At 38.4% G+C, this 22,978-nt stretch carries 21 protein-coding genes; all 21 read left to right on the forward strand.

Annotation, left to right across the window (positions count from 1 at the left end):
• Positions 1-5: 5 nt before the first annotated feature.
• The 21 genes from FC81_RS01975 to FC81_RS02075 all read left to right on the forward strand — a co-directional run bounded on the left by FC81_RS01975 (position 6) and on the right by FC81_RS02075 (position 22,961).
• Positions 6-734, forward strand: coding sequence for a response regulator transcription factor (locus tag FC81_RS01975; protein WP_057742557.1), 729 nt, complete (start codon positions 6-8; stop codon positions 732-734).
• Positions 718-2,115, forward strand: a complete 1,398-nt coding sequence (gene pnpS, locus FC81_RS01980) for a two-component system histidine kinase PnpS (RefSeq protein WP_057742558.1) — start codon at positions 718-720, stop codon at positions 2,113-2,115. Before FC81_RS01975 ends, pnpS begins: the two co-directional genes overlap by 17 nt.
• Before the next feature lie 9 nt (positions 2,116-2,124).
• The gene (locus tag FC81_RS01985) at positions 2,125-3,027 is read left to right on the forward strand and encodes a phosphate ABC transporter substrate-binding protein (RefSeq protein ID WP_057742560.1); all 903 of its coding nucleotides are present in this window, start codon (positions 2,125-2,127) and stop codon (positions 3,025-3,027) included.
• Positions 3,002-3,898 carry a phosphate ABC transporter permease subunit PstC gene (gene pstC / locus FC81_RS01990; RefSeq protein WP_057742561.1) on the forward strand — a complete coding sequence of 299 codons (897 nt, stop codon included), beginning with the start codon at positions 3,002-3,004 and terminating at the stop codon, positions 3,896-3,898. The genes FC81_RS01985 and pstC overlap by 26 nt, the downstream gene beginning before the upstream one ends.
• Positions 3,899-3,901: 3 nt before the next feature.
• Positions 3,902-4,795 carry a phosphate ABC transporter permease PstA gene (gene pstA, locus FC81_RS01995; protein ID WP_057742563.1) on the forward strand — a complete coding sequence of 298 codons (894 nt, stop codon included), beginning with the start codon at positions 3,902-3,904 and terminating at the stop codon, positions 4,793-4,795.
• Positions 4,796-4,810: 15 nt separating this feature from the next.
• The gene (locus FC81_RS02000; RefSeq protein ID WP_057742565.1) at positions 4,811-5,587 is read left to right on the forward strand and encodes a phosphate ABC transporter ATP-binding protein; all 777 of its coding nucleotides are present in this window, start codon (positions 4,811-4,813) and stop codon (positions 5,585-5,587) included.
• Between the two features lie 103 nt (positions 5,588-5,690).
• On the forward strand, positions 5,691-6,365 hold the full coding sequence (phoU, locus tag FC81_RS02005; protein ID WP_057742567.1) for a phosphate signaling complex protein PhoU: 675 nt from the start codon (positions 5,691-5,693) through the stop codon (positions 6,363-6,365).
• 108 nt (positions 6,366-6,473) lie between these two features.
• A complete protein-coding gene (locus FC81_RS02010) occupies positions 6,474-6,803 on the forward strand; it encodes a PspC domain-containing protein (protein ID WP_057742569.1) in 330 nt (109 codons plus the stop codon).
• A gap of 32 nt (positions 6,804-6,835) precedes the next feature.
• Positions 6,836-7,177 (forward strand): phage holin family protein, encoded by a 342-nt coding sequence (locus FC81_RS02015; RefSeq protein ID WP_057742571.1) that lies wholly within the window; start codon positions 6,836-6,838, stop codon positions 7,175-7,177.
• Between the two features lie 83 nt (positions 7,178-7,260).
• Positions 7,261-8,196, forward strand: coding sequence for an HPr(Ser) kinase/phosphatase (gene hprK / locus FC81_RS02020; protein WP_057742573.1), 936 nt, complete (start codon positions 7,261-7,263; stop codon positions 8,194-8,196).
• Positions 8,197-8,218: 22 nt separating this feature from the next.
• Positions 8,219-9,055, forward strand: a complete 837-nt coding sequence (lgt, locus tag FC81_RS02025; protein WP_057742574.1) for a prolipoprotein diacylglyceryl transferase — start codon at positions 8,219-8,221, stop codon at positions 9,053-9,055.
• 11 nt (positions 9,056-9,066) lie between these two features.
• Positions 9,067-10,077: an NAD(P)H-dependent glycerol-3-phosphate dehydrogenase gene (locus tag FC81_RS02030; protein WP_057742576.1), complete on the forward strand. Its 1,011-nt coding sequence runs from the start codon at positions 9,067-9,069 to the stop codon at positions 10,075-10,077.
• Positions 10,078-10,210: 133 nt separating this feature from the next.
• Positions 10,211-11,140: a thioredoxin-disulfide reductase gene (trxB, locus tag FC81_RS02035; RefSeq protein WP_057742577.1), complete on the forward strand. Its 930-nt coding sequence runs from the start codon at positions 10,211-10,213 to the stop codon at positions 11,138-11,140.
• Between the two features lie 279 nt (positions 11,141-11,419).
• Complete coding sequence (locus FC81_RS02040; protein ID WP_057742579.1) at positions 11,420-13,147, forward strand: phospho-sugar mutase; 1,728 nt, start codon at positions 11,420-11,422, stop codon at positions 13,145-13,147.
• 99 nt (positions 13,148-13,246) lie between these two features.
• The gene (locus FC81_RS02045) at positions 13,247-13,756 is read left to right on the forward strand and encodes a transcription repressor NadR (protein ID WP_083478717.1); all 510 of its coding nucleotides are present in this window, start codon (positions 13,247-13,249) and stop codon (positions 13,754-13,756) included.
• Between the two features lie 95 nt (positions 13,757-13,851).
• Positions 13,852-15,285 carry a nicotinate phosphoribosyltransferase gene (locus FC81_RS02050; protein ID WP_057742580.1) on the forward strand — a complete coding sequence of 478 codons (1,434 nt, stop codon included), beginning with the start codon at positions 13,852-13,854 and terminating at the stop codon, positions 15,283-15,285.
• A 120-nt stretch (positions 15,286-15,405) separates the two neighbouring features.
• Complete coding sequence (gene uvrB / locus FC81_RS02055; protein ID WP_057742582.1) at positions 15,406-17,409, forward strand: excinuclease ABC subunit UvrB; 2,004 nt, start codon at positions 15,406-15,408, stop codon at positions 17,407-17,409.
• Between the two features lie 27 nt (positions 17,410-17,436).
• Positions 17,437-20,280: an excinuclease ABC subunit UvrA gene (gene uvrA / locus FC81_RS02060; RefSeq protein WP_057742583.1), complete on the forward strand. Its 2,844-nt coding sequence runs from the start codon at positions 17,437-17,439 to the stop codon at positions 20,278-20,280.
• Positions 20,281-20,341: 61 nt separating this feature from the next.
• Positions 20,342-20,815, forward strand: a complete 474-nt coding sequence (locus tag FC81_RS02065; protein ID WP_057742585.1) for an S-ribosylhomocysteine lyase — start codon at positions 20,342-20,344, stop codon at positions 20,813-20,815.
• A gap of 239 nt (positions 20,816-21,054) precedes the next feature.
• Positions 21,055-21,939, forward strand: coding sequence for an RNase adapter RapZ (gene rapZ, locus FC81_RS02070; protein ID WP_057742587.1), 885 nt, complete (start codon positions 21,055-21,057; stop codon positions 21,937-21,939).
• Entirely contained in the window at positions 21,936-22,961 is a 1,026-nt protein-coding gene (locus FC81_RS02075) for a gluconeogenesis factor YvcK family protein (protein ID WP_057742588.1), read from the forward strand. Before rapZ ends, FC81_RS02075 begins: the two co-directional genes overlap by 4 nt.
• The last annotated feature ends 17 nt before the right edge of the window (positions 22,962-22,978 follow it).

A 22,978-nucleotide genomic window follows, 5' to 3' on the forward strand; every position in this document is an offset into this window, starting at 1 on the left:
ACATTGTGAAAAAAGTATTAGTGGTTGATGATGAGAGTGCGATTGTAACATTACTAAAATACAACCTTGAACAAGCTGGCTATCAAGTTGATACAGCAATGGATGGGAAAATAGCTTTTGAAAAGGGAGTTACAAGGAAATTTGATTTTATTTTATTAGATTTAATGTTGCCGCAAATGGACGGACTAGAAGTTACGCGACGTTTACGTCAAGAAAAGGTTAAAACCCCAATTATGATACTGACAGCCAAAGGCGAAGAGTATGATAAAGTTATCGGACTTGAATTGGGAGCGGATGATTATTTGACCAAGCCATTCTCCCCCCGGGAAGTTTTAGCGAGAATTAAGGCAATTGGAAGAAGAACAGAGGAATCAAAAACTGACCAAAGAGAGTCAAAAACGTTAGATACTGAGAATGAACAATTTAAATTTGATAACGTACTCGTTGACTTAACCAATTATGTAGTTGAAAAAAATAATAAAAAAATAAAATTAACTCCAAAAGAGTTTGAGTTATTGACATATTTTATTAAAAGACAGCATCGTGTTTTAAGTCGGGAAAAATTATTAAATGGTGTTTGGGGTTATGATTACGTCGGACAGACACGGATGGTTGATATGCACGTTAGCCATTTACGTGAAAAACTTGAAGCAGACCCTAAAAGACCTAAGTATATTGAAACCGTAAGAGGCTTTGGCTATCGGTTTGAGGGTGAGAATGATAAAGAATTTTAGAGCCTTGTTAGTGAACTTTTTGATAAGTCTAGGTTGTTTAACAATAATCTCATTTTTCTTGATGAACTGGTATCACGAACCTGTTACAATTTTTCTGAAGAATAACCGAGTCTTTTTAATAATTTTGACCGCACTTTGTTTAGCAATTGTTTTGTCAGCGATACAAATATTAGGTTATCAGCGGCAGAAAAAGGAAATTGCAATACTAAGTTCCAAGTTGCAGGCAGTTGTTAGAGGTGATGAAGCTGGCCATTTGCTGCTTGAACCCGATGATCCATATTATGAATTAGCACGGGCTATTAATGGTGTTCAGAGCATGCAGCGTGATATCTCGAAGGACTTTACGCTGCAACAGCGTGGGTATCTCTCATTATTAGAGTATCTAACTATTGGAGTGCTTGTCTTAGATCAAGATCAGAAGATATATTTGAGCAACCATGCTATGAGTGACTTGATGGGGCGCGAGTTGAATGTTAAAGGGCAACTATTTGTTAAGGAAGTTCGAACTTATGAATTAAGCAGATTGATTGAGAAAACTTTTGAAACACATCAGGATCAGCATCATGAAATAAAAATAGATGCAACGAGCAAGAATGTTGATGCACACGTGGTTTATGTTCCCGTTAGTGCACGGCACTTTTTAGTGATGGCGTTGTTGTATGATATTACGGAACTTAAGGAAATTGAACGGATGCAAATGGATTTTGTGGGAAACGTCAGCCACGAGTTAAAGACTCCTATAACAGCAATTACTGGATTCACTGAAACTTTACTACAGGGAGCAATGGATGATAAGCAGACGCGAGAAGAGTTTTTAAAAATTGTTTATCAAGAAAGTCTGAAACTTGGAGAATTAGTAGAGGATATTCTTTCACTTGCCAGAATAGATTCCAAACCACAGCTTAATCTTACTTCGCTAAAAATATATGAATTTATAGAAGATATTTTAACAACATTTCAACCAGAACTTGAGAAAAAAGCTATTAAAGTGGCATTACAAATACCAGTTACTGCTGAGGTGAATGTTGATAAAAATAAGCTACGGCATGTTGTTAATAATCTTATTCAAAATGGGATCAAATATAATCAGGCGGGCGGACAGCTGTGGATCAACGTACAGATTAGTCAAAAAGATTGGAATCTAAGTATAAAGGATAATGGCTATGGGATCGCTAAGGATGAGCAGGAAAGAATCTTTGAACGCTTTTACCGAGTCGATACTTCACGATCGAGACAAAATGGTGGAACGGGTTTAGGCCTAGCGGTCGTTCAGGAGTATGTTAAAGCCATGTCTGGTACAATTAAGGTTCGCAGCCAGGTTGGAGTTGGATCGACTTTTACAGTAACATTTCCGCTAGAATTAAAAGATGATCTTGGGTAGGTAGAGAGTATGATTAGAAGGAAACTAAAGGTAATTTTTGTTATGCTGATAATGCTATCTTTTTTAACAGCTTGCCAGCCATTAACTACAAAGTCACTCACTGTTGCTGGGTCAACAGCCTTTCAGCCAGTGGTTGAGCTAGCTGCTGCTGCATATAGTCAAAAAGCTAAGGTTACCGTCAACGTCCAAGGTGGCGGTTCAGGAACAGGAATAAGTCAAGTTGAAGAAGGTGCGATTGAAATTGGTAATTCCGATGTCTTTGCGGCAGAGAAGAGAGGAATTACAGTAAATAGACTACGCGACTATCAGGTTGCGGTTACTGGGATCACACCAATTGTTAATCCTAAAACAGGTATTAACAATATATCTCAGCGGCAATTGAGCGATATTTTTACTGGTAAAATAAAAAATTGGCGTTCCATAGGTGGGAAAAACTTAAAAATCATTGTTATTAATCGATCGATGGGGAGTGGGACAAGAAATAATTTTGAAAAATGGGGTTTAAACGGTCAGAGGAGCATGGTTGCGCAAGAGCAGAGTTCAACTGGCACAGTTCGCAAGATCGTCGCAGCAACTCCTGGTGCGATTTCATATATTGCATTTCCATACGTCAATAGTGAAGTTCAAGCATTGAGTATTGATGGTGTCGCGCCTACAAAAAAGAATGTTAGAAATAATAATTGGCGTATTTGGGCTTACGAGCATATGTATACGTTGAAAAGAAACAATACAGCCGCGCGTTCTTTTATCAATTATATGATGTCGGCTGCTGTTCAGCGTAAGATAATTCCCAAGCTAGGGTATATCGCTGTTTCTTCAATGAAAATAAAACGTTCTGAAAGTGGAAAAGTAACACATAATATAAATAGGAGCGGAGGAAAAATTGTTGGATCCCATCCGGATAGACCTTAAGAAAAAATCAATAGCAAGTAAACGAGAGCTGAGAGGGAGAGTTTTAACCTGTATTTGTGTCGGAATAAGTGTTCTAATGATGACTGCATTAATACTTTTTATTACATATAAGGGGCTACAGCTCTTTAGTCAAGACAAGATTTCTTTGAGCTCTTTTTTGGGTGGAACAAAATGGAATCCGCGGGATAGGCAATTTGGGGCATCAGCACTACTGCTTGGTTCGATTACAGCCACATTTTTAGCAGTGCTATTGGCATTTCCGTTTGCATTAGGAACAGCAATTTTTATCTCTGAATTTAAACCGCTCAAAGTAAAAAAGTATTTAAGGTTTTCAATTGAGTTATTAGTAGGTATTCCAGCGGTAGTGTACGGTTTTATTGGAATTGCAGCAATTGTTCCCTTATTACGCCTTCTTTTAGGTGGGACAGGTTTTAGTTTATTAGCAGGGGTAATTATTTTGGCAATTATGATTTTACCGACAATGACCACCTTATGTGTGACAGCTTTTAAAAGTGTTCCTAGCGCTTACCGGGAGGTTTCACATGCTTTGGGTGCGACACAGTGGCAAACATTACAAAAAATTATTTTACCGCTTGCGCAGTCACAAATTATTATTGCGATCTTATTCGGAACAGCACAAGCTTTTGGGGAAGCAATCGCGGTCCAGATGGTGATCGGTAATGCAGTTTTAATTCCACGCCATTTAATGAGCCCAGCGGCGACACTGACAAGTGTTCTTACAACTGGGATGGGCGACTCAGTGAGAGGCTCCGTGGCAAACAATGCTCTCTGGTCATTAGCTTTACTTTTGTTAATAATTTCATTATTGTTTAATCTGGCAGTGCACTTAACGACACGAAAGAGGTTTTAAGCAATGAGGAAAAGATTAAGTCCCCAAAGGCTTAACCGAGTCTTTGAAATTATTATTTATATTATCGTTATATTTGTTGTTTTGATTCTTTGCAGTATATTAAGTTATATTATTTTAGGCGGTGTTCCTTACCTCTCATGGCATTTTCTAACAGCTAGTTCTAGTTATGTCAGTGTAGGTGGAGGAATCGGAGTGCAATTGTTTAATTCACTTTATTTAACTATTCTTACCTTACTGATTTCATTGCCATTGGCTTTTGGTGCTGGTATCTGGTTAGCTGAATACGCTCCCGCTGATTGGCTAACTGCGATAGTTAGAATTTCACTGGAGGTTTTAAGTTCACTTCCTTCGATCGTGGTTGGGCTATTTGGCTTTTTGTTGTTTGTAATCAAACTGCACTTAGGCTTCTCTCTTCTGGCCGGAGGACTAACCTTAGCATTTTTTAATCTTCCATTATTAATAAGAGTGACGGAAAATGCGATTAAGACTGTTTCTACTGAGCAAGTAAATGCAGGTTTGGCGTTAGGAATTTCACGCTGGGAGGTAATAAAAAATATTATTTTACCAGAAGCCTTTCCTAAAATAATAACAGGTGTTATTTTGGGAACAGGAAGAATACTGGGAGAAACTGCTGCTTTGATATATACTGCAGGTCAAAGTGCGGCGTTAGTTGATTTTAATAATTGGAACCCTTTAAGTATAACTAGTCCGTTATCTCCATTAAGGCCAGCTGAAACGGTAGCTGTCCATATTTGGAAAATAAATTCTGAAGGAACAATGCCAGATGCGGCTGCAGTGTCTGCTGGGTCGGCAGCGGCTCTGCTGTTTATAATATTGTTTTTTGATTTTAGTGCACGTTGGATTAGTAACAGGTATCCAAATGTAAAGAAGAGGTAGGAATAGATTATAGATATGGTCAAAGAGTGTAAGCAGACAGAAACAGAAATATTGGTAACCCAAAAATTGAAAATTTCATATAAAGAACAAGTAGTATTAAAGGAAATTGATGTCAGCTTTCATAAAGGAACGATTACAGCTTTAATTGGACCGTCAGGAACAGGGAAAACAACTTTTTTACACGCGTTGACACGGTTGAATAAGAGTGGAACTATTGTCACAGGAAAAATACTTTATCATGGTATCGATATTAATGATCAAGGTGTCGATGTTTACCATCTGAGAACACATATCGGGATGCTTTTTCAAACGGCATATGTTTTTCCAATGTCGATCTATGATAACATTGCTTTCTCATTACGGTGCCATGGAATGAATGAAAAAGCAGGAATCAATCAGGTGGTTGAGATGAGTCTCATCAAAGCTGGTTTATGGGCTAGAGTCAAAGATCACTTAAAGCAAGACGCACGTTTGCTTTCTAAAAGTCAAGCACAGCAACTATGTTTAGCACGTGCACTAGCTTTAAATCCTGAGGTACTACTATTAGACGAGGCAACAAGTCTGCTTGATCCAGTTGCAACTAATACGGTGGAAAATTCCTTGCGCCTGCTAAGAGGGCAGACAACAGTTATTCTAGCAACACATAATCTTGCACAGGCTGCTCGTGTTTCTGATGAAACACTCTTTTTAAATGAAGGACTTCTGGTAGAAAAAGGGAAGACCAAGGATATTTTTACACACCCACAAGAACAGACAACAGATAATTATTTATCACATAATTTTAAGCGCTAGAACCAATATTGGTTAGCTAGTTTGCTTGTCTAAAACGAAAAGTATACAATCATATTTATTAACTAGATAGTATGTGTTGGAAAGAGCTTGGGAGTGGATAAAGATGCGTGATACTTTTGAAAAAGAATTGAATAAATTACATGTCCTTTTTGCAGAAATGGGTATGATGGTCAACGAGGCAATCTCACATTCTGTTAAGGCTTTTTCTGATCACGATAATGAGCTGGCACAGGAAGTTATTTTACGCGATAAAAAAATTAATGAATGTGAAAACGAACTTGAGAGTTTGACTTTGGAACTGATTGCGTTATATCAGCCCGTAACAACTGATTTACGCGATGTTATCACGGTTTTAAAAGCAAGTTCTGACATTGAGCGTATTGGTGATCATGCAGTGAGTATTTCGCGTGCAACGATAAAAATGAAAGGAACACGGCGAATTCCTGAGATCGAAGTTGAAATTGCTAAAATGGGTGAACAGGCTTGTGTAATGGTAGAACAAGTACTAGATGCTTATATTAAAAATGATGAAGAACAAGCTTATCAAATTGCAGATGATGATCATAAATTGGATAATGCTTTAGAAAGCATTAGAGACAAGTGTTTAAAATTTATGCAAAATGACCCTAAAACCGTTGTCAGCGGTTCACATTATACACTTGTAGCAACCTATCTTGAACGAATCGGTGATTATGTGACTAATGTGTGTGAATGGGTCATTTTTCTTAAAAAAGGTGAAATTGTAGAATTAAATAAAGATCATGAAGAAAAAAGGTAAAATTTATTTATTTTTTTTAAAATTATCTTTTTTTAAGAGTGGCAGTTTGCGTAAAAAAAGGCAACAAGGTAGAATCTGTAGTAGATAACAACTAGAGGAGGGATATTCTTGAATAACGATAAGAAGATTAGACGTTCACGTAACCGACTGATCGCGGGGGTCTGTGCTGGAATTGCCGAATATTTTAAAATCAACCCATGGGTTATCCGGGGCTTGTTTATTATCTTATTATTAATCCCGCATATACAGTTTGTAACAATTTGTATTTATGTTGTTTTGTTGGCGATCCTACCAGCACCAAAGGGTAGTTTTTTTGAAAATTTCAGGGCTCATTTTGGAGAACAGGGAAGAGCTGCTTCAGCAGAACACAAACAACGCTCCACTTCAACTAGTAATAGACGCATCATTAAAGATGTTCGTGAACATGATATTCATTAAGTAATATAACAAGCATCAATGGAGGAATTGATATGTCATTTTTACAGCGTACTGTGATTAATGCAGTCGTTTTTCTGGCAACTGCTGGTTTTTTTCCCCAATATTTCCATGTCTCCAGTCTTTGGGTCTCACTTATTGCCGCCGCAGTGCTAGGTATTTTAAATATGTTTGTAAAACCTTTTTTTGTCATCCTTTCTTTGCCGATTACTGTGCTAACGTTAGGCTTTTTTTACTTAGTTATTAATGCCTTTATGTTGGAACTAACATCAGTTTTAATGGGAGATACATTTAAGTTTGCAAACTTTGGAGCGGCATTCCTAGTCGCACTAGTTTTGAGTGGGGTTAACTTAGTTATTACTAACTATCGAAGTTAATAGTATCGAGATCCCAACTCAATTAGTATAAAGAAGACGAGAAGGCAGTACAGGGATAGATAAATGATAGGGGGGAATAGCACTTGAGTAACAATGTAAATGTTGAAAGCTTGGCAACTGCTGCAGGAATGTCGGTTTACACAGGAGCGACAGTTTTAAAGCAGAAAATGATATCGACTAGTGATATCTCACGACCAGGTCTAGAATTAACTGGGTATTTTGATTATTATCCTGCAGAACGGATTCAGCTTTTAGGTATGACAGAGATTTCATATGCACGGAAAATGACAGCGCAAGAACGTACCAAAGTTATGGAAAAGCTATGCGCGGATCCAACAACACCATGTTTTGTAATTTCACGGTATTTACCTGTACCAGAAGAGCTTGAAACGGCTGCAAAAAAGAATCGGATTCCAATTTTGCGGTCAAAACTATCAACCACTCGTGTCTTATCAAAAATGACTGATTTTTTGGAATCACAATTAGCCGAAAGAAAGTCAATGCATGGTGTTTTGGTTGATATTTATGGGTTAGGTGTCTTGATAACAGGTGATTCAGGGGTTGGAAAGTCTGAAACGGCACTAGACCTAATTAAACGAGGGCATCGCTTAATTGCAGATGACCGGGTTGAAGTGTATCAGAAAGATGAGCAAACGATTGTCGGTGAAGCTCCTAAAATCTTAAATCATCTATTAGAAATTAGGGGAATCGGGATTATTGATGTGATGAATCTTTTCGGAGCAGGTGCAGTTCGTTCTGAAACAGATATTTCATTAATTGTTCACTTAGAGAACTGGAGTCCAGATAAACAGTTTGAACGGTTAGGTAGCGGTGAACAAAAGGTCCGGATCTTTGATGTTGATATACCTAAGATTGTTATTCCGGTCAAGATAGGTCGTAACTTAGCTATTATTATTGAAGCAGCTGCTATGAACTACCGTGCACGAACAATGGGATATGATGCAACTGAAGCCTTTGAAAATAATTTGAATAATTTAATTAAGAATAATTCTAATTAATGTTAGAGAAAGCGTGGCGTAAGTGAATTTTCTTTTAGGAGCCTTAAATCCAATTGCATTTACTTTAGGACCGATTGAGGTTCATTGGTATGGCATTATTATAGCGAGTGCAGTTGTGCTGGCCGTTTATCTTTCTGTGAAGGAAGGCAGAAAGAGAGGTATTATTGATGACGATATCTATGACATGTTATTATGGGCCCTTCCATTCTCAATCATTTCAGCTCGTCTTTATTATGTTATTTTCCAGTGGAGTTATTATGCAGATCACTTAAACGAAGTTTATCGGGTGTGGGATGGTGGCATAGCAATTTACGGGGCCTTGATCGGGGCTTTGATTACAGTTATCGTTTTTTGTCGTAAACGAAAGATACCGGTTTTTCTAATGTTAGATGTTATTGCACCAACGGTTATCTTGGCGCAAGGAATTGGCCGTTGGGGAAACTTTATGAACCAAGAGGCTTATGGAGCAGTTACTTCGTTAGAATTCCTACAAAAACTGCATCTTCCAATATTTATTATTCAGCAAATGAATATTCAAGGTGCATACCGACAGCCAACTTTCTTATATGAATCACTCTGGAATATAGCAGGTTTTATAATTTTGTTCTGTCTTAGAGGGCGAAAAAATCTGTTTAAACGTGGTGATGTTTTTTTAAGTTACGTTACCTGGTATTCTCTGGGAAGATTTTTTATCGAACAAATGCGAACAGACAGTTTAATGTTAGGGGCTTTGCGGGTTTCACAGTGGTTATCTTTAGTTTTGTTTGTGGGAGCAATTGCAATGTGCCTGCTTAAGCGTTACTGGCAGCCACTTGAACCATGGTATCTTGAAGGAATAACTAAGTATGATAATAAATAGGGGTGTTTTTGGTGCGTGAAAAAGTAGCAGTTATTGGAGCAGGATCCTGGGGCAGTGTCTTAGCCAATATTTTAGTGATGAATGGGCACCAGGTACATATATGGTCACGAAGAAAAGAACAAATTGAAGAATTAAACGAAAAACATACAAATCACCATTATTTACCAGATTTTACTTATGATAAAAGACTTGTTGCTTCAGATAGAATGGATGAGGTGTTGACAGATGCGACGACTGTTTTGCTGGCGGTACCAACAAAAGCAATGCGGACAGTTGTTGCTGATGTTGCGCATTTTTTAAATGATAAGCAACTTAAACCTGTTATCGTTCATGCAAGCAAGGGATTAGAATTAGGAACCCATAAAAGAATATCAGAAATAATTGAAGAAGAAGTAGCACAAGAAAATCGGGCAGGTGTTGTTGCACTTTCCGGGCCCAGTCATGCAGAAGAAGTAGCGAAAAAAGATATTACGCTTGTAACAGCTGCAGCAGTAGATTTAAAAGACGCTAAAAAAGTCCAACACCTATTCATGAATAATTATTTTCGTGTTTATACCAATACGGATATTATTGGGGTTGAGCTTGGAGCAGCCTTTAAAAATATTATTGCACTGGGTGCAGGGGCCTTACATGGCCTGGGCTACGGTGACGATGCTAAAGCAGCGTTAATGACACGTGGGCTGGCAGAAATAGCTCGCTTAGGAATCGCGCTAGGGGCAGACCCCTTAACTTTTATTGGTCTATCAGGTGTTGGTGATTTGATTGTGACATGTACTAGTGTCCATTCACGGAACTGGCGTGCTGGCGATCAGCTTGGACAAGGTGAGGCGCTAAGTGATGTTATTCAAAATATGGGAATGGTTATTGAAGGTTTAAGCACGACTAAGGCTGCTTATGAACTAGCTATGCAACAAAAAATTGACATGCCTATTACAACGGCTATTTACCAAGTCCTTTATGAAGGTAAAAATATTAAACAAGCTATTTCAGATTTAATGCAACGTGAAGGTCGATCTGAATAATAAGCTTGTGCTGGAAATCGCTTTAGTGATTTGCATGAGTAATCAGTAAACAAAATACTGGATTACTTACATTAAGTAAGTTACAATAAAAAACATCGAAAAATATAATTGATTGAAAGAGGGTTTCACAAACGTGACTAAAGAATATGATGTAATCATTATTGGTGCGGGACCGGGCGGGATGACTGCGGCGCTGTATGCTTCGCGGGCCAATCTTGCTGTTTTGATGTTGGATCGCGGTATTTATGGTGGTCAGATGAATAATACCGCTGAAGTTGAGAATTATCCTGGGTTTAAGTCTATCTTAGGTCCGGACTTAGCCAAAGAGATGTATGAAAGTTCAACCCAGTTTAATGCGGAATATGCATATGGAAATGTTGAAAAGATAACGATTACTACTGATAATATGAAAGTAATTAAGACAGATAGTGATGAATATAAGACTAAAGCAGTTATTATTGCGACTGGATCACAGTATAAAAAGTTAGGGGTTCCTGGCGAAGATGAATATAGTGGACGTGGAGTTTCTTACTGTGCTGTTTGTGATGGTGCGTTCTTCCGTGACCGTGAAGTAGTTGTCATTGGTGGTGGAGACTCTGCAATTGAAGAGGGATCATATCTCACGCAATTAGTTAAGAAAGTAGATGTTATTCACCGTCGTGACGAGTTGCGTGCACAGAAGATTTTACAGAACCGTGCGTTTGCTAATCCCAAAATAAACTTTGTGTGGGATACGATTGTTACTGAAATAAAAGGTGACGAACAAAAAGTGACCGGTGTGATAACACATAACAAAAAAACAGGTGAAAACAAAGAGTTACCAATCAGTGGTGTCTTTATTTATGTTGGTGTCGAACCAATGACTGAGTCATTTAGAGAACTTGGAATTACTGATGATGAAGGATGGATCACGACTAATGAAAAAATGGAAACTACTGTCCCAGGAATTTTTGCAATAGGTGATGTTCGTAAAAAAGAATTGCGCCAGATAACAACTGCAGTTGGTGATGGTGGAATTGCTGGCCAGGGTGTCTTTAGTTATATTGAATCATTAAAAGATTGAGCAGCTTGTTTTGGAATTAACAAGAAATTATTAAAAACTGAATAGTTGTTTAGGCAGTGTAAAGATAGTTGTAATATATCTTGCACTGCCTCTTTTTGCCTGTAAGTTAGGCAGTAGAGTTGGAAAAAGGTTTGTATGAAGTCTGTAGAAGTTGTAAGTAATAGAATACTGCAGATTTTAAGATGTAGTGAGAATTATGATAAAGATTTTGTTACTTTTTGAATAAAACGGTTTATTTTATAGTATACTAAACTCAGAGATAATTATGGGAGTGATTATGTGAGTTGGGAAAAAATTTATAAAACATGGGCTGACTATCAAGGCCTGGAAAAATCATTAAAACAGGAGCTAACTTCGCTTGAGGGTAATGAAGCAGAACTTGAAGATGCTTTCTATGCTCCATTAGAATTTGGAACTGCGGGAATGCGTGGGGTTCTTGGAGTCGGTATTAATCGAATGAACATTTATACCGTTCGGCAAGCAACTGAAGGGCTAGCTTTATTCATGGATACGTTAGATGACAAAACAAAGCAGCGTGGAGTTGCAATTAGCTTTGACTCACGTCACCATTCTAAAGATTTTGCACATGAAGCTGCTAAGGTTCTTGGAGCACATGGAATACCAAGCTATGTTTTTGAGAGTCTTCGTCCAACTCCAGAACTATCATTTACAGTTCGTCATCTGCATACGTATGCAGGTATTATGGTGACAGCTAGCCATAATCCAAAGCAATATAATGGATATAAGATCTATGGTGAAGACGGTGGACAGATGCCGCCAGAAGAATCGAATATGATTACAAGATTTGTTCGTCAAGCAAGTGACTTATTTGCCATTAAAGTTGCTGATGAAGCAGTACTGGCAAAGAACAAGCTGACAAAAATAATTGGTGATGAAGTAGATCAAGCTTATCTGGCTGAAGTTAAAAAGGTTACAATTGATCAGCCTCTTGTTACCAAAGAGGGTCAAACGATGAAACTGATCTTTTCGCCACTTCATGGAACTGGCGCGATGCTTGGTGAAAAAGCCTTGAAGCAAGCAGGTTTTGCCAACTTTACGATGGTACCAGAACAAGCCAAAGCAGATCCTGAATTCTCGACGGTTACTAAACCTAACCCAGAAGATCCAGCAGCTTTTGATTTATCAATAGCCTTAGGCAAAAAAGAAGATGCAGATTTGTTGATTGCTGTTGATCCGGATGCTGATCGTTTAGGCGCGGCTGTTCGGCAACCAACAGGCGAATATCAATTATTAACTGGAAATCAAATTGCTGCCTTAATGTTGGACTACATCTTGACGGCACGTCAGAAAAATAATAAGTTGCCTAAAAATGCAGCTGTAGTGAAGTCGATCGTGTCAAGCGAATTTGCTACTGCAATTGCTAAAAACTATGGAACGCAGATGATCAATGTCCTGACTGGTTTTAAGTTTATTGCCGAACAGATCAAGCATTTTGAAGAGACAAATGAGCATACTTTCGTCTTTGGATTTGAGGAAAGTTACGGCTACTTAGTTCGACCATTTGTACGTGATAAAGACGCTATCCAATCACTTGTGATGCTGGCTGAAGTTGCTGCTTACTATAAAGAACAAGGCAAGAATCTTTATGATGGGTTGCAGGAGCTGTTTAAAAAATATGGTTATTTCGCTGAAAAGACGATTGCTTTAACCTTTGATGGAGTCGAGGGTGCACAAGAAATTGAACAATTAATGACGCAATTTCGTGAAAGTGCGCCGGCAAGTTTTGCTGACGTTGAAGTAACAGCTATGGAGGACTTCGCAAATTCTGAAAAACATGTTAAAAATGGTGAAACAGAGACGATTGCTTTACCTAAATCAAATGTTTTAAAGTATTTGTTAGCAGATGGCTCATGGATTGCGGTTCGTCCTTCAGGAACTGAACCTAAAATTAAATTCTATATCGGGACACAAGCAGATTCACAGGATAAAGCACTTGCTAAAAGAAAAGCTTTTGAAGATGCTATCAATGCATTTATTAAAAAATAGCTAACAGTTTTAAGTTATACTTAGAAGAGGAAAACGAATCAGAGTTCGCCTTTCCTCTTTTTGTATACACCTAGAATTTGGTTGGAGGGAGACTGTCTATTGAATACTTTACAGAGAAGAAACGCTATTAAAGATGAATTACAGAATCAAAAACTAATCAGTGCTAAAAAACTTGCTCTCAAATATGGTGTCAGTCGGCAAACAATCGTCGGTGATATTGCACTTTTACGTGCACAAGGACAACCAATTATTTCAACGGTAAGCGGATATAAATATCAAGAAGCAGGGACAGCTTATCATGGAGTAGTAGTCTGTCAGCATACGATTGAACAGACAAGAGAAGAACTAGAAGCGATTATTTCATTAGGTGGTGAGGTTGTAGATGTTTTAATTGACCATAGTGTTTACGGGCAAATTGTTGGGACGCTGGGGTTAGCAAATCAAGCAGATATTAATGATTTTATGAGTCGAGTAAAAAACGTGAATCATAATTTGCTTGCTAGTTTAACAAATGGAATTCATCTGCATAATATTAGCTGTTCAGATGAGAAAGTCTTTAACAGCATTCAGCAACGTCTGGATGATCTGCATTTTTTGTACCATGATTGAACTTGACAAGCGACAAATATAAGTATAATTTATATTTAATAAATGTCTTGACACCCCTTGCTGGATAGCTGAGACTAGTTCATTGGAGGAAATAGATGAAAACAAGGAATTTGTCTTTATTGCTTGATTTATATGAATTGACGATGGCTAATGGTTTTTTTAAAAAACACCCACATAAAGTGGGATATTTTGATTTATATTTTCGTAAAATTCCAGATGAGGGCGGGCTAGTAGTTTATACAGGATTAGCACAGGTTATTAAATATTTGAATGAACTTTATTTTAGTGCGTCAGATATTGTATATTTAAGAGAATTAGGGCTCTTCGATAATAATTTTTTGAAATATTTAAGTAACTTTAAATTTGAATGCGATGTTTGGTCTGTTGAAGAAGGAACTCCAATTTTTCCGAATGAACCTTTGATCACAGTTAGAGGACCGTTAATTCAGGCTCAGTTGTTAGAGACAATGCTTTTAAATATTGTTAATCATGAATCACTTATTGCCACCAAAGCTCGTCGAATTTGCATGGTTGCACGAAAAAGACCAGTTATGGAATTTGGGTCACGTCGTGCACAAGGAGCAGATGCCGCAACTTATGGTGCTCGCGCAGCCGTTATTGGTGGTTGCTCAGGAACAGCGAATGTTTTAAGTGCTAAACTTTTTGGCTTGAAGCCGCTGGGGACAATGGCACATAGCTGGATTCAGTCTTTTGCGAGCGAACGTGAAGCGTTTGAAACTTGGATGAAGGTTTATCCACATAATTGTTTATTGTTGGTTGATACTTATGATGTTTTAAATTCAGGTGTACCTAACGCAATCGCAATTTTTAAAAAGCTAAGGCAAAAAGGAATAAATGATCATTTTGGAGTACGGATTGATTCTGGCGACATCACGGTTTTAACACAGAAAACACGTAAGATGCTTGATCAAGCCGGTTTTGAGAATGCAACAATTACAGTTTCGAATGCTCTGGATGAAGATGTCATTCAAAATGTTTTGGAAGAAGGAGCTGTAATCGATAGCTTCGGTGTAGGAGAGAAGCTAATTACTGCCGCATCTGATCCTGTATTAAGTGGTGTTTATAAGTTAGTCGCTACGCAGGAAGAAACTAAGATAACGCCAAAGATAAAATTAAGCAATACAGTTGAGAAAACAACTATCCCAGGTTTTAAGAGGCTATACCGCTTATACGATACTGAAAATAAGGCACGTGGTGATTTATTATGTTTGGATACGGATGAAATAGAAGAAAATATTAATATTTATAATGCTGATTCCAATAAGATGCAACAAATGAAACGGCTACCTAAATGGCAGTTAAAACCTTTACAGAAACAGATTTTTAAAAGCGGGACTTTGATTTATAAACAGTCTGCAACAATGGCGATTCAAGCTCGTTCACAGGAGGCGATTGCTGAATTACCAACAGCATGTTTGCGGTTAAAGAATCCAGATATTTATGATATTTATTGGACAAGTGGGCTAAGAAATTTACAACAGAAAATGATAAAAGAGTATACTTATTAAGAAAATACACAGGACGTGCGAAAGTATGTTCGCTGTGTTAGAATGAATAAGCGAATGGAGAGGTCGTGGCAGTCATGTCGTGGCCTTTTTGTAATTAATGAGAGTACGGAGGTCAGGAATGTGATAGAAAGACAGGAAGACCGCAATTTCAATTTAGTTTCAGCCTACCAACCGACTGGTGACCAGCCGCAGGCTATTGGAGAATTGACAGAAGGTATAAAAAAAGGTGAAAAGGCACAAGTTCTATTAGGTGCAACGGGAACTGGTAAAACATTTACGATTTCAAACGTTATAAAAGAAGTTAATAAACCTACTCTTGTTTTAGCACACAATAAGACGTTAGCAGGACAACTTTATGGAGAGTTTAAGGAATTTTTCCCACACAATGCGGTTGAATACTTTGTTAGTTACTATGATTATTATCAACCTGAGGCGTATGTCCCTTCAAGTGATACTTATATTGAAAAGGATTCAAGCATTAATGACGAGATCGATAAATTACGGCATTCAGCCACTAGTTCACTTCTAGAGCGTAATGATGTTATCGTTGTAGCGTCCGTTTCATCGATCTTTGGTTTGGGTGATCCGCATGAGTATCAAGAACACACCCTTTCCTTACGTGTAGGTCAAGTTTTAGAACGAGAGACCTTACTGCGCCAGTTAATTGATATCCAGTTTGAGCGTAATGATATTGATTTTCAGCGAGGGCGTTTTCGTGTTCACGGAGATATAGTTGAAATTTTTCCGGCTTCACGTGATGAACGTGCATTGCGTGTTGAATTTTTCGGAGACGAGATCGATCGTATTCGTGAAGTTGATGCACTTACAGGCGAGATCGTTGGTGATCGTAGGCATGTGTCTATTTTTCCGGCTACTCATTTTATGACAAATGATGATATTATGGATACGGCGATTACGGGAATACAAACTGAGTTAGAAAAACAGCTGAAAAAATTTAAAGATGAAAATAAGCTGTTAGAAGCACAGCGTTTAAAACAACGAACAACTTATGATATTGAAATGTTGAGAGAAATGGGTTATTGTTCTGGTATTGAAAATTATTCACGGCATATGGATGGTAGAAAAGAAGGTGAACCACCGTATACTCTGCTAGATTTTTTCCCACAAGACTTCTTGATTGTAGTCGATGAGTCGCATGTTACAATGCCACAAGTTCGTGGAATGTACAACGGTGACCGTGCTCGCAAACAAATGCTTGTTGATTATGGATTCCGGCTCCCAAGTGCACTTGATAACCGACCACTGACAATAGATGAATTTGAAAAGCATGTTAACCAAATTGTTTATATGTCGGCAACGCCAGGACCATATGAGAAAACCCAGACGAATAAGGTCGTGCAACAAATTATTCGTCCAACCGGATTATTAGATCCTATTATTGAGGTGCGGCCAATCATGGGACAAATGGATGATCTTGTGGGTGAGATTAATAAGCGGGTCGAACGCAATGAACGTGTTTTTATAACGACTCTTACGAAAAAAATGTCAGAAGACCTAACTGACTATCTTAAGGAATTGAGAATTAAAGTTAAATACCTGCATTCTGATATTAAGACCCTTGAAAGAACAAAGATTGTTCGTGATTTACGCCTTGGGAAGTTTGATGTACTTGTCGGGATCAACCTGTTACGTGAAGGGATTGACGTTCCTGAGGTATCACTCGTGGCAATTTTAGATGCAGATAAAGAAGGTTTTTTACGCAGCGAAAGGTCACTTGTTCAAACGATAGGACGAGCAGCTCGGAATGAGAACGGGCGTGTTATTATGTATGCTGATAGCGTTACTGATTCAATGAAAGCAGCGATTAATGAAACAAAACGTCGTCGAAGTATTCAAAAAGAGTACAATGAAGAGCATCATATCGTGCCGAGAACAATCAAAAAGAAGATTCGGGACTTAATATCAATAACGAAACCAGCTAAAGATGGTGGCAAGAAGACATCATTTACGGAACTGGAATTTAATGATCTAGAGCATGATGAACAAAAAGAAATGATTGAGAAATTGGAAACACAGATGAGGACAGCAGCTAAAAAACTTGCTTTTGAAGAAGCTGCCACTTTGCGTGATACGATTATGGAATTAAAAACACAGATGGAATAGAATAGCAAAAAAGGAAGGAAATGAAGAGTGGGACAAAATAAGATCGTAATTCATGGAGCTCGTGCACATAACTTAAAAGATATTGATGTTACGATTCCAAAAAATAAACTAGTTGTAATGACTGGTTTATCTGGTTCTGGTAAGAGCTCATTAGCTTTTGACACGCTCTATGCTGAAGGACAGCGGAGATACGTTGAAAGCCTTTCTGCTTATGCACGTCAATTTTTAGGTCAGATGGATAAACCGGACGTGGATTCAATCGATGGATTGTCACCAGCAATTTCGATTGATCAGAAAACGACTTCTAAAAATCCACGATCAACTGTTGGAACAGTTACAGAGATCAATGATTATTTACGTCTTTTATGGGCTAGAGTTGGAACACCTATTTGTCCCAATGATGGACATCGAATTACGAGTCAATCACCTGAACAAATGGTTGACCGTATTTTACAACTTCCAGAAAGAACTAAGATTCAGATTCTATCACCGATCATTAGACAAAAAAAGGGGCAGCATAAAAAGATCTTTGAGAAAATTAAACGTGAAGGTTTTGTGCGCGTACGTGTTGATGCGAAAGTTTATGATATTGAAGATGAAATAGAATTAGCTAAAAATAAAAAACATTCCATTGAAGTTGTTGTTGACCGAATCGTTGTAAAAAAAGGAATTCGTTCACGTCTTTTTGACTCTTTTGAAGCAGCGCTGCGTCTTTCAGATGGTTACGCTAGTGCTGATGTGATTGGAGGCGAATTGTTACAATTTTCAGAGAACTTTGCTTGTCCGTATTGCGGTTTTACGATCGGTGAATTAGAGCCGCGGTTATTTTCTTTTAATGCGCCTTTTGGTGCTTGTCCTGACTGTGATGGTTTAGGGATTAAGCTTGAAGTTGATAAGGATCTAGTGCTTCCTGACCCACAAAAGACTCTTCATGAAGGGGTGCTTGAACCATGGAATCCAATCAGTTCAAAATACTATCCTAGTTTGCTTGAACAGATGTGTGCAGCGTTTGAGATTGATATGGATACTCCATTTACAGAGCTGACACCTGCTGAACAAAAAATAATTTTATATGGTGCTGGGGATAAAACTTTTCATTTTCATTACGAGAATGATTTTGGCGGTGTGCGAGATGTTGATGTGCCGTTTGAGGGAGTTATTCCTAATGTTGAGCGGCGTTATCATGAAACTAATAGTGATTTTACCCGTGATGTCATGCGCAAATATATGACAAGTCTAACTTGTCAGACATGTCATGGGTACCGGCTTAATCAAAAGGCACTAGCAGTTAAGATAAATGGCCGTCATATCGGTGAAGTATCAGACGATAATATTGCAGCAGCGTTGGCTTTTTTTGAAAAAGTTAGTTTTAATGAGCAAGATACGGCGATTGCTCGTCCAATTTTAAAAGAAATTAAAGACCGTTTGAGTTTTTTGATCAATGTTGGGCTAGAATATCTAACGTTAAGTCGTTCAGCTCGAACATTATCCGGTGGTGAGGCACAACGGATTCGATTAGCAACTCAGATTGGATCTAATTTATCTGGGGTACTATACATTTTAGATGAACCTTCAATTGGATTACACCAAAGAGATAATGATCGCTTGATTTCGTCGTTAAAGAAAATGCGTGACTTGGGGAATACGCTGATCGTTGTCGAGCATGATGAAGATACGATGCGTGCTGCTGATTATGTAATTGATATCGGTCCTGGAGCTGGAAGTAATGGCGGGAAAGTAATGGCTGCAGGGACACCAAAACAAGTCGCCCGAACACGTAAATCAATTACGGGACAATATCTTGCAGGTAAGAAGTTTATTGCAGTTCCTGAAAAACGTCGACCGGGAAATGGTGAATGGCTTCAGTTAAAAGGTGCAGCAGCAAATAACTTAAAGAAAATCGATGTTGCATTTCCATTAGGTGAGTTTATTGCAGTTACGGGTGTTTCTGGTTCAGGGAAGTCGACGCTCGTCAACATGATTTTAAAACGGGCGTTAGCACAGAAACTCAATGGAAATTCAGATAAGCCAGGTAAGTTTAGTGGAATTACAGGGGTAGAAAAGCTGGAAAAAGTCATTGATATTGATCAAAGTCCAATTGGCAGGACACCTCGCAGTAACCCAGCTACGTATACAAGTGTTTTTGATGATATTCGAACTTTATTTGCGCAAACCAATGCTGCTAAAATGCGAGGGTATGGAAAGGGCCGCTTTAGTTTTAATGTAAAGGGTGGTCGTTGTGAGGCATGTAAAGGTGATGGGATAATCAAGATTGAAATGAACTTTTTACCTGATGTCTATGTTCCGTGTGAAGTTTGCCATGGGGCGCGATATAATTCTGAGACACTAGAGATTGAATATAAAGAAAAGAATATTGCGCAAATTTTAAATATGACGGTGGAAGAAGCACTGGCGTTCTTTGCAGCTATTCCTAAAATCAGACGTAAATTACAGACAATTGTTGATGTCGGTTTAGGGTATGTTAAATTAGGTCAGCCTGCGACAACCTTGTCTGGCGGTGAAGCGCAGCGAATGAAGTTGGCTGCTGAATTACACCGTAAATCAAATGGAAAAACATTTTATATTTTAGATGAACCAACGACTGGCTTGCATACAGATGACATTAAAAACTTATTGGCAGTTCTGCAGCGGCTAGTCGACAAGGGAAATACAGTTTTAGTGATTGAACATAACTTGGATGTCATCAAAACAGCAGATTATTTGATTGATTTAGGCCCTGAAGGTGGGGATGGCGGTGGCAATATCGTGGCGGTTGGAACACCAGAGCAAGTTGAAAATGTTGCAGCAAGTTATACTGGTAAGTACCTACATGCAATCCTTGATCGCGACCGTAAACGCAAGGTGAATTGAGGACTTGCATTTTGTTTGTAAAGTGCTTAGAGTGGATACTATAGATTGGAGTGGATAGTGAATGGCAAAAGTTGAAAGTTTTACATTAGATCATACTGCGGTTAAAGCTCCGTATGTACGTCTGATTACTGTTGAGGAAGGCAGTAAGGGTGATAAAATTTCTAATTACGATTTACGTTTGGTTCAGCCAAATGAAAATGCAATTCCAACTGCAGGCTTGCACACAATTGAACATATGTTGGCAGGTTACTTACGTGACCGCTTAGATGGTGTTATCGACTGTTCACCTTTTGGCTGTCGAACAGGGTTCCATTTAATTACATGGGGTGAGCATGATACTACTGATGTTGCTAAGGCTCTTAAAGGAGCATTACAAGATATTGAAGCTGCAACTTGGGATGATGTTCAGGGAACAGATATAAGAAGTTGCGGTAACTATCGCGATCACTCACTTTTTTCAGCACAAGAATGGTGTCGTAAAATTTTGGATGAGGGTATCTCTTCAGATCCATTTGTGCGTAAAGTAGTTGAATAAGTCTCTTTTTTTATCCTAGAAAAAGAGGTCAAGATGAGTTTCTTTATTTCTTAAAAAGGGTCAAAGTAAAGGCTGTATTGGCGTGTACCCCCAAAGTTAAAGTGAAGATCACTTAACTTTGGAGGTATACCTCATATCCAAGCTTGCTTTGACCTTTTTTTATAAAATAATTATTATCAGTATATTGTGAAACGCCCGGTATGCTATAATAGTCTGAGGTATAAATTGGAGGAATTGTAATGAAGGATCCATTAAAATTAGTCGTTATTACCGGGATGAGCGGAGCTGGTAAAACGGTGGCTGTTCAAAGTTTTGAAGATTTAGGCTATTTTTGTATTGATAACATGCCCCCCACGCTACTGCCGAAATTTTGGGAATTAGTTCGTGAATCAGGTAAAGTTAGTAAGGTAGCTCTGGTAATTGATTTACGTTCTCGGGCTTTCTATGATGAGATTATTGAGATGCTGAATAATTTAGGCAGTGATACCTTTATTGATGCTAAAATCTTGTTTCTAGATGCATCTGATGCTGAATTAGTTGCTCGCTATAAGGAAACAAGGCGTTCCCATCCTTTAGCAATGGAAGGAAGACTGATGGATGGCATTAAATTAGAACGGGATCTTCTATCAGCCATCCGTTCTAAGGCACAACTGGTAGTAGATACAAGTAAATTAACACCGCGTCAGTTGCGAGAAGAGATTTTCCATAATTTTGAAACTAGCGAGTCGACTGCCTTTCATGTCGAGGTACTGTCTTTTGGGTTTAAGTACGGGCTACCGATTGATGCTGATATTGTTATGGACGTTAGATTTCTACCTAATCCCTATTACATTCCAGCACTTAAAAAGAAAACGGGATTAGACCAGCCAGTTTATGATTATGTAATGAAGTCTGATAAAACTGAATCATTTTACCAACAATTTATGGTACTTTTAAAAAATATAATTCCAGGATATATAGCAGAAGGCAAGTCAAGTTTGACGATTGCTATTGGATGCACAGGCGGACAACATCGTTCAGTTGCGTTAGCAAAGCGGATTGGTGATAGTTTAACACCGCTTTATCCAGTGAGAACTTCTCACCGTGATGTCAAACGTCGAAAGGAGTCAGTCAATCGGTCATGATAAATAAGTTAGCAAGCCAACGAAGGCAAAGACCCCATATCGTGGTTATTGGCGGCGGGACAGGGTTACCGGTTATTCTGCGTGCTTTACGTAAACAGAATGCGGATATTACTGCTGTTGTTACAGTTGCTGATGACGGTGGATCCTCCGGCGTGATTCGAGATTATATTAATGTCGTCCCACCTGGTGATATTCGCAATGTCTTGGTGGCGCTATCTAATACACCTGATATTTACAAAAACATTTTTCAATATCGATTTAAATCAAGTGATCAATTCTTTTCAGGTCATGCGATTGGAAATCTGATTATTGCAGCGTTATCAGAGATGAATGGTGATGGTATTTTTAATGCTGTTCAAGAGTTAGCTCAGATGATGAGGGTTGACGGGCATGTTTATCCAGCAGCTAATGATCCATTGATCTTGAATGCAGAATTTGCAGATGGAACAGTTCTCGCAGGTGAGTCTGAGATTTCAGCAGCTGATAAGACGATTGATCGGGTCTGGGTAACGGGGGTTGATGATAAGCAACCATGTGCTGTCCAAGAGGTAGTAGATGCAATTATGCAAGCCGATCAGATTGTATTAGGACCGGGAAGCCTCTTTACAAGTATTCTACCCAATTTGATGATTTCAAATGTCGGTAAAGCTGTTTGTGAAACTGATGCAGAAGTGATTTATATCTGTAATATAATGACGCAAAAAGGTGAAACTGAGCATTTTTCTGATGCTGATCATGTCCGAGTGCTTAACCGCCATTTGGGTAAAAAAATTATTGATACAGTTTTGGTTAATACACAGCCGGTACCTGATAATTATATGGATCATCAAAAATATGATGAATATCTTTATCAAGTTAAGCATGATTTTAATGGTTTAAGGCAACAAGGCTGCCGTGTTATTTCAGATAATTTTCTTGAGCTGCGTGATCGTGGTGTCTTTCATAATGGAAGTCAAGTCGTTAATGAGCTGATGAGACTAACAAGCCGACCATTATCGTGGATTGATGATGAGTTTAACTAAACTGAGGAGGGTTGCTA

Source organism: Liquorilactobacillus capillatus DSM 19910, from assembly GCF_001434915.1.
GTDB classification, from domain to species: Bacteria; Bacillota; Bacilli; order Lactobacillales; family Lactobacillaceae; genus Liquorilactobacillus; species Liquorilactobacillus capillatus.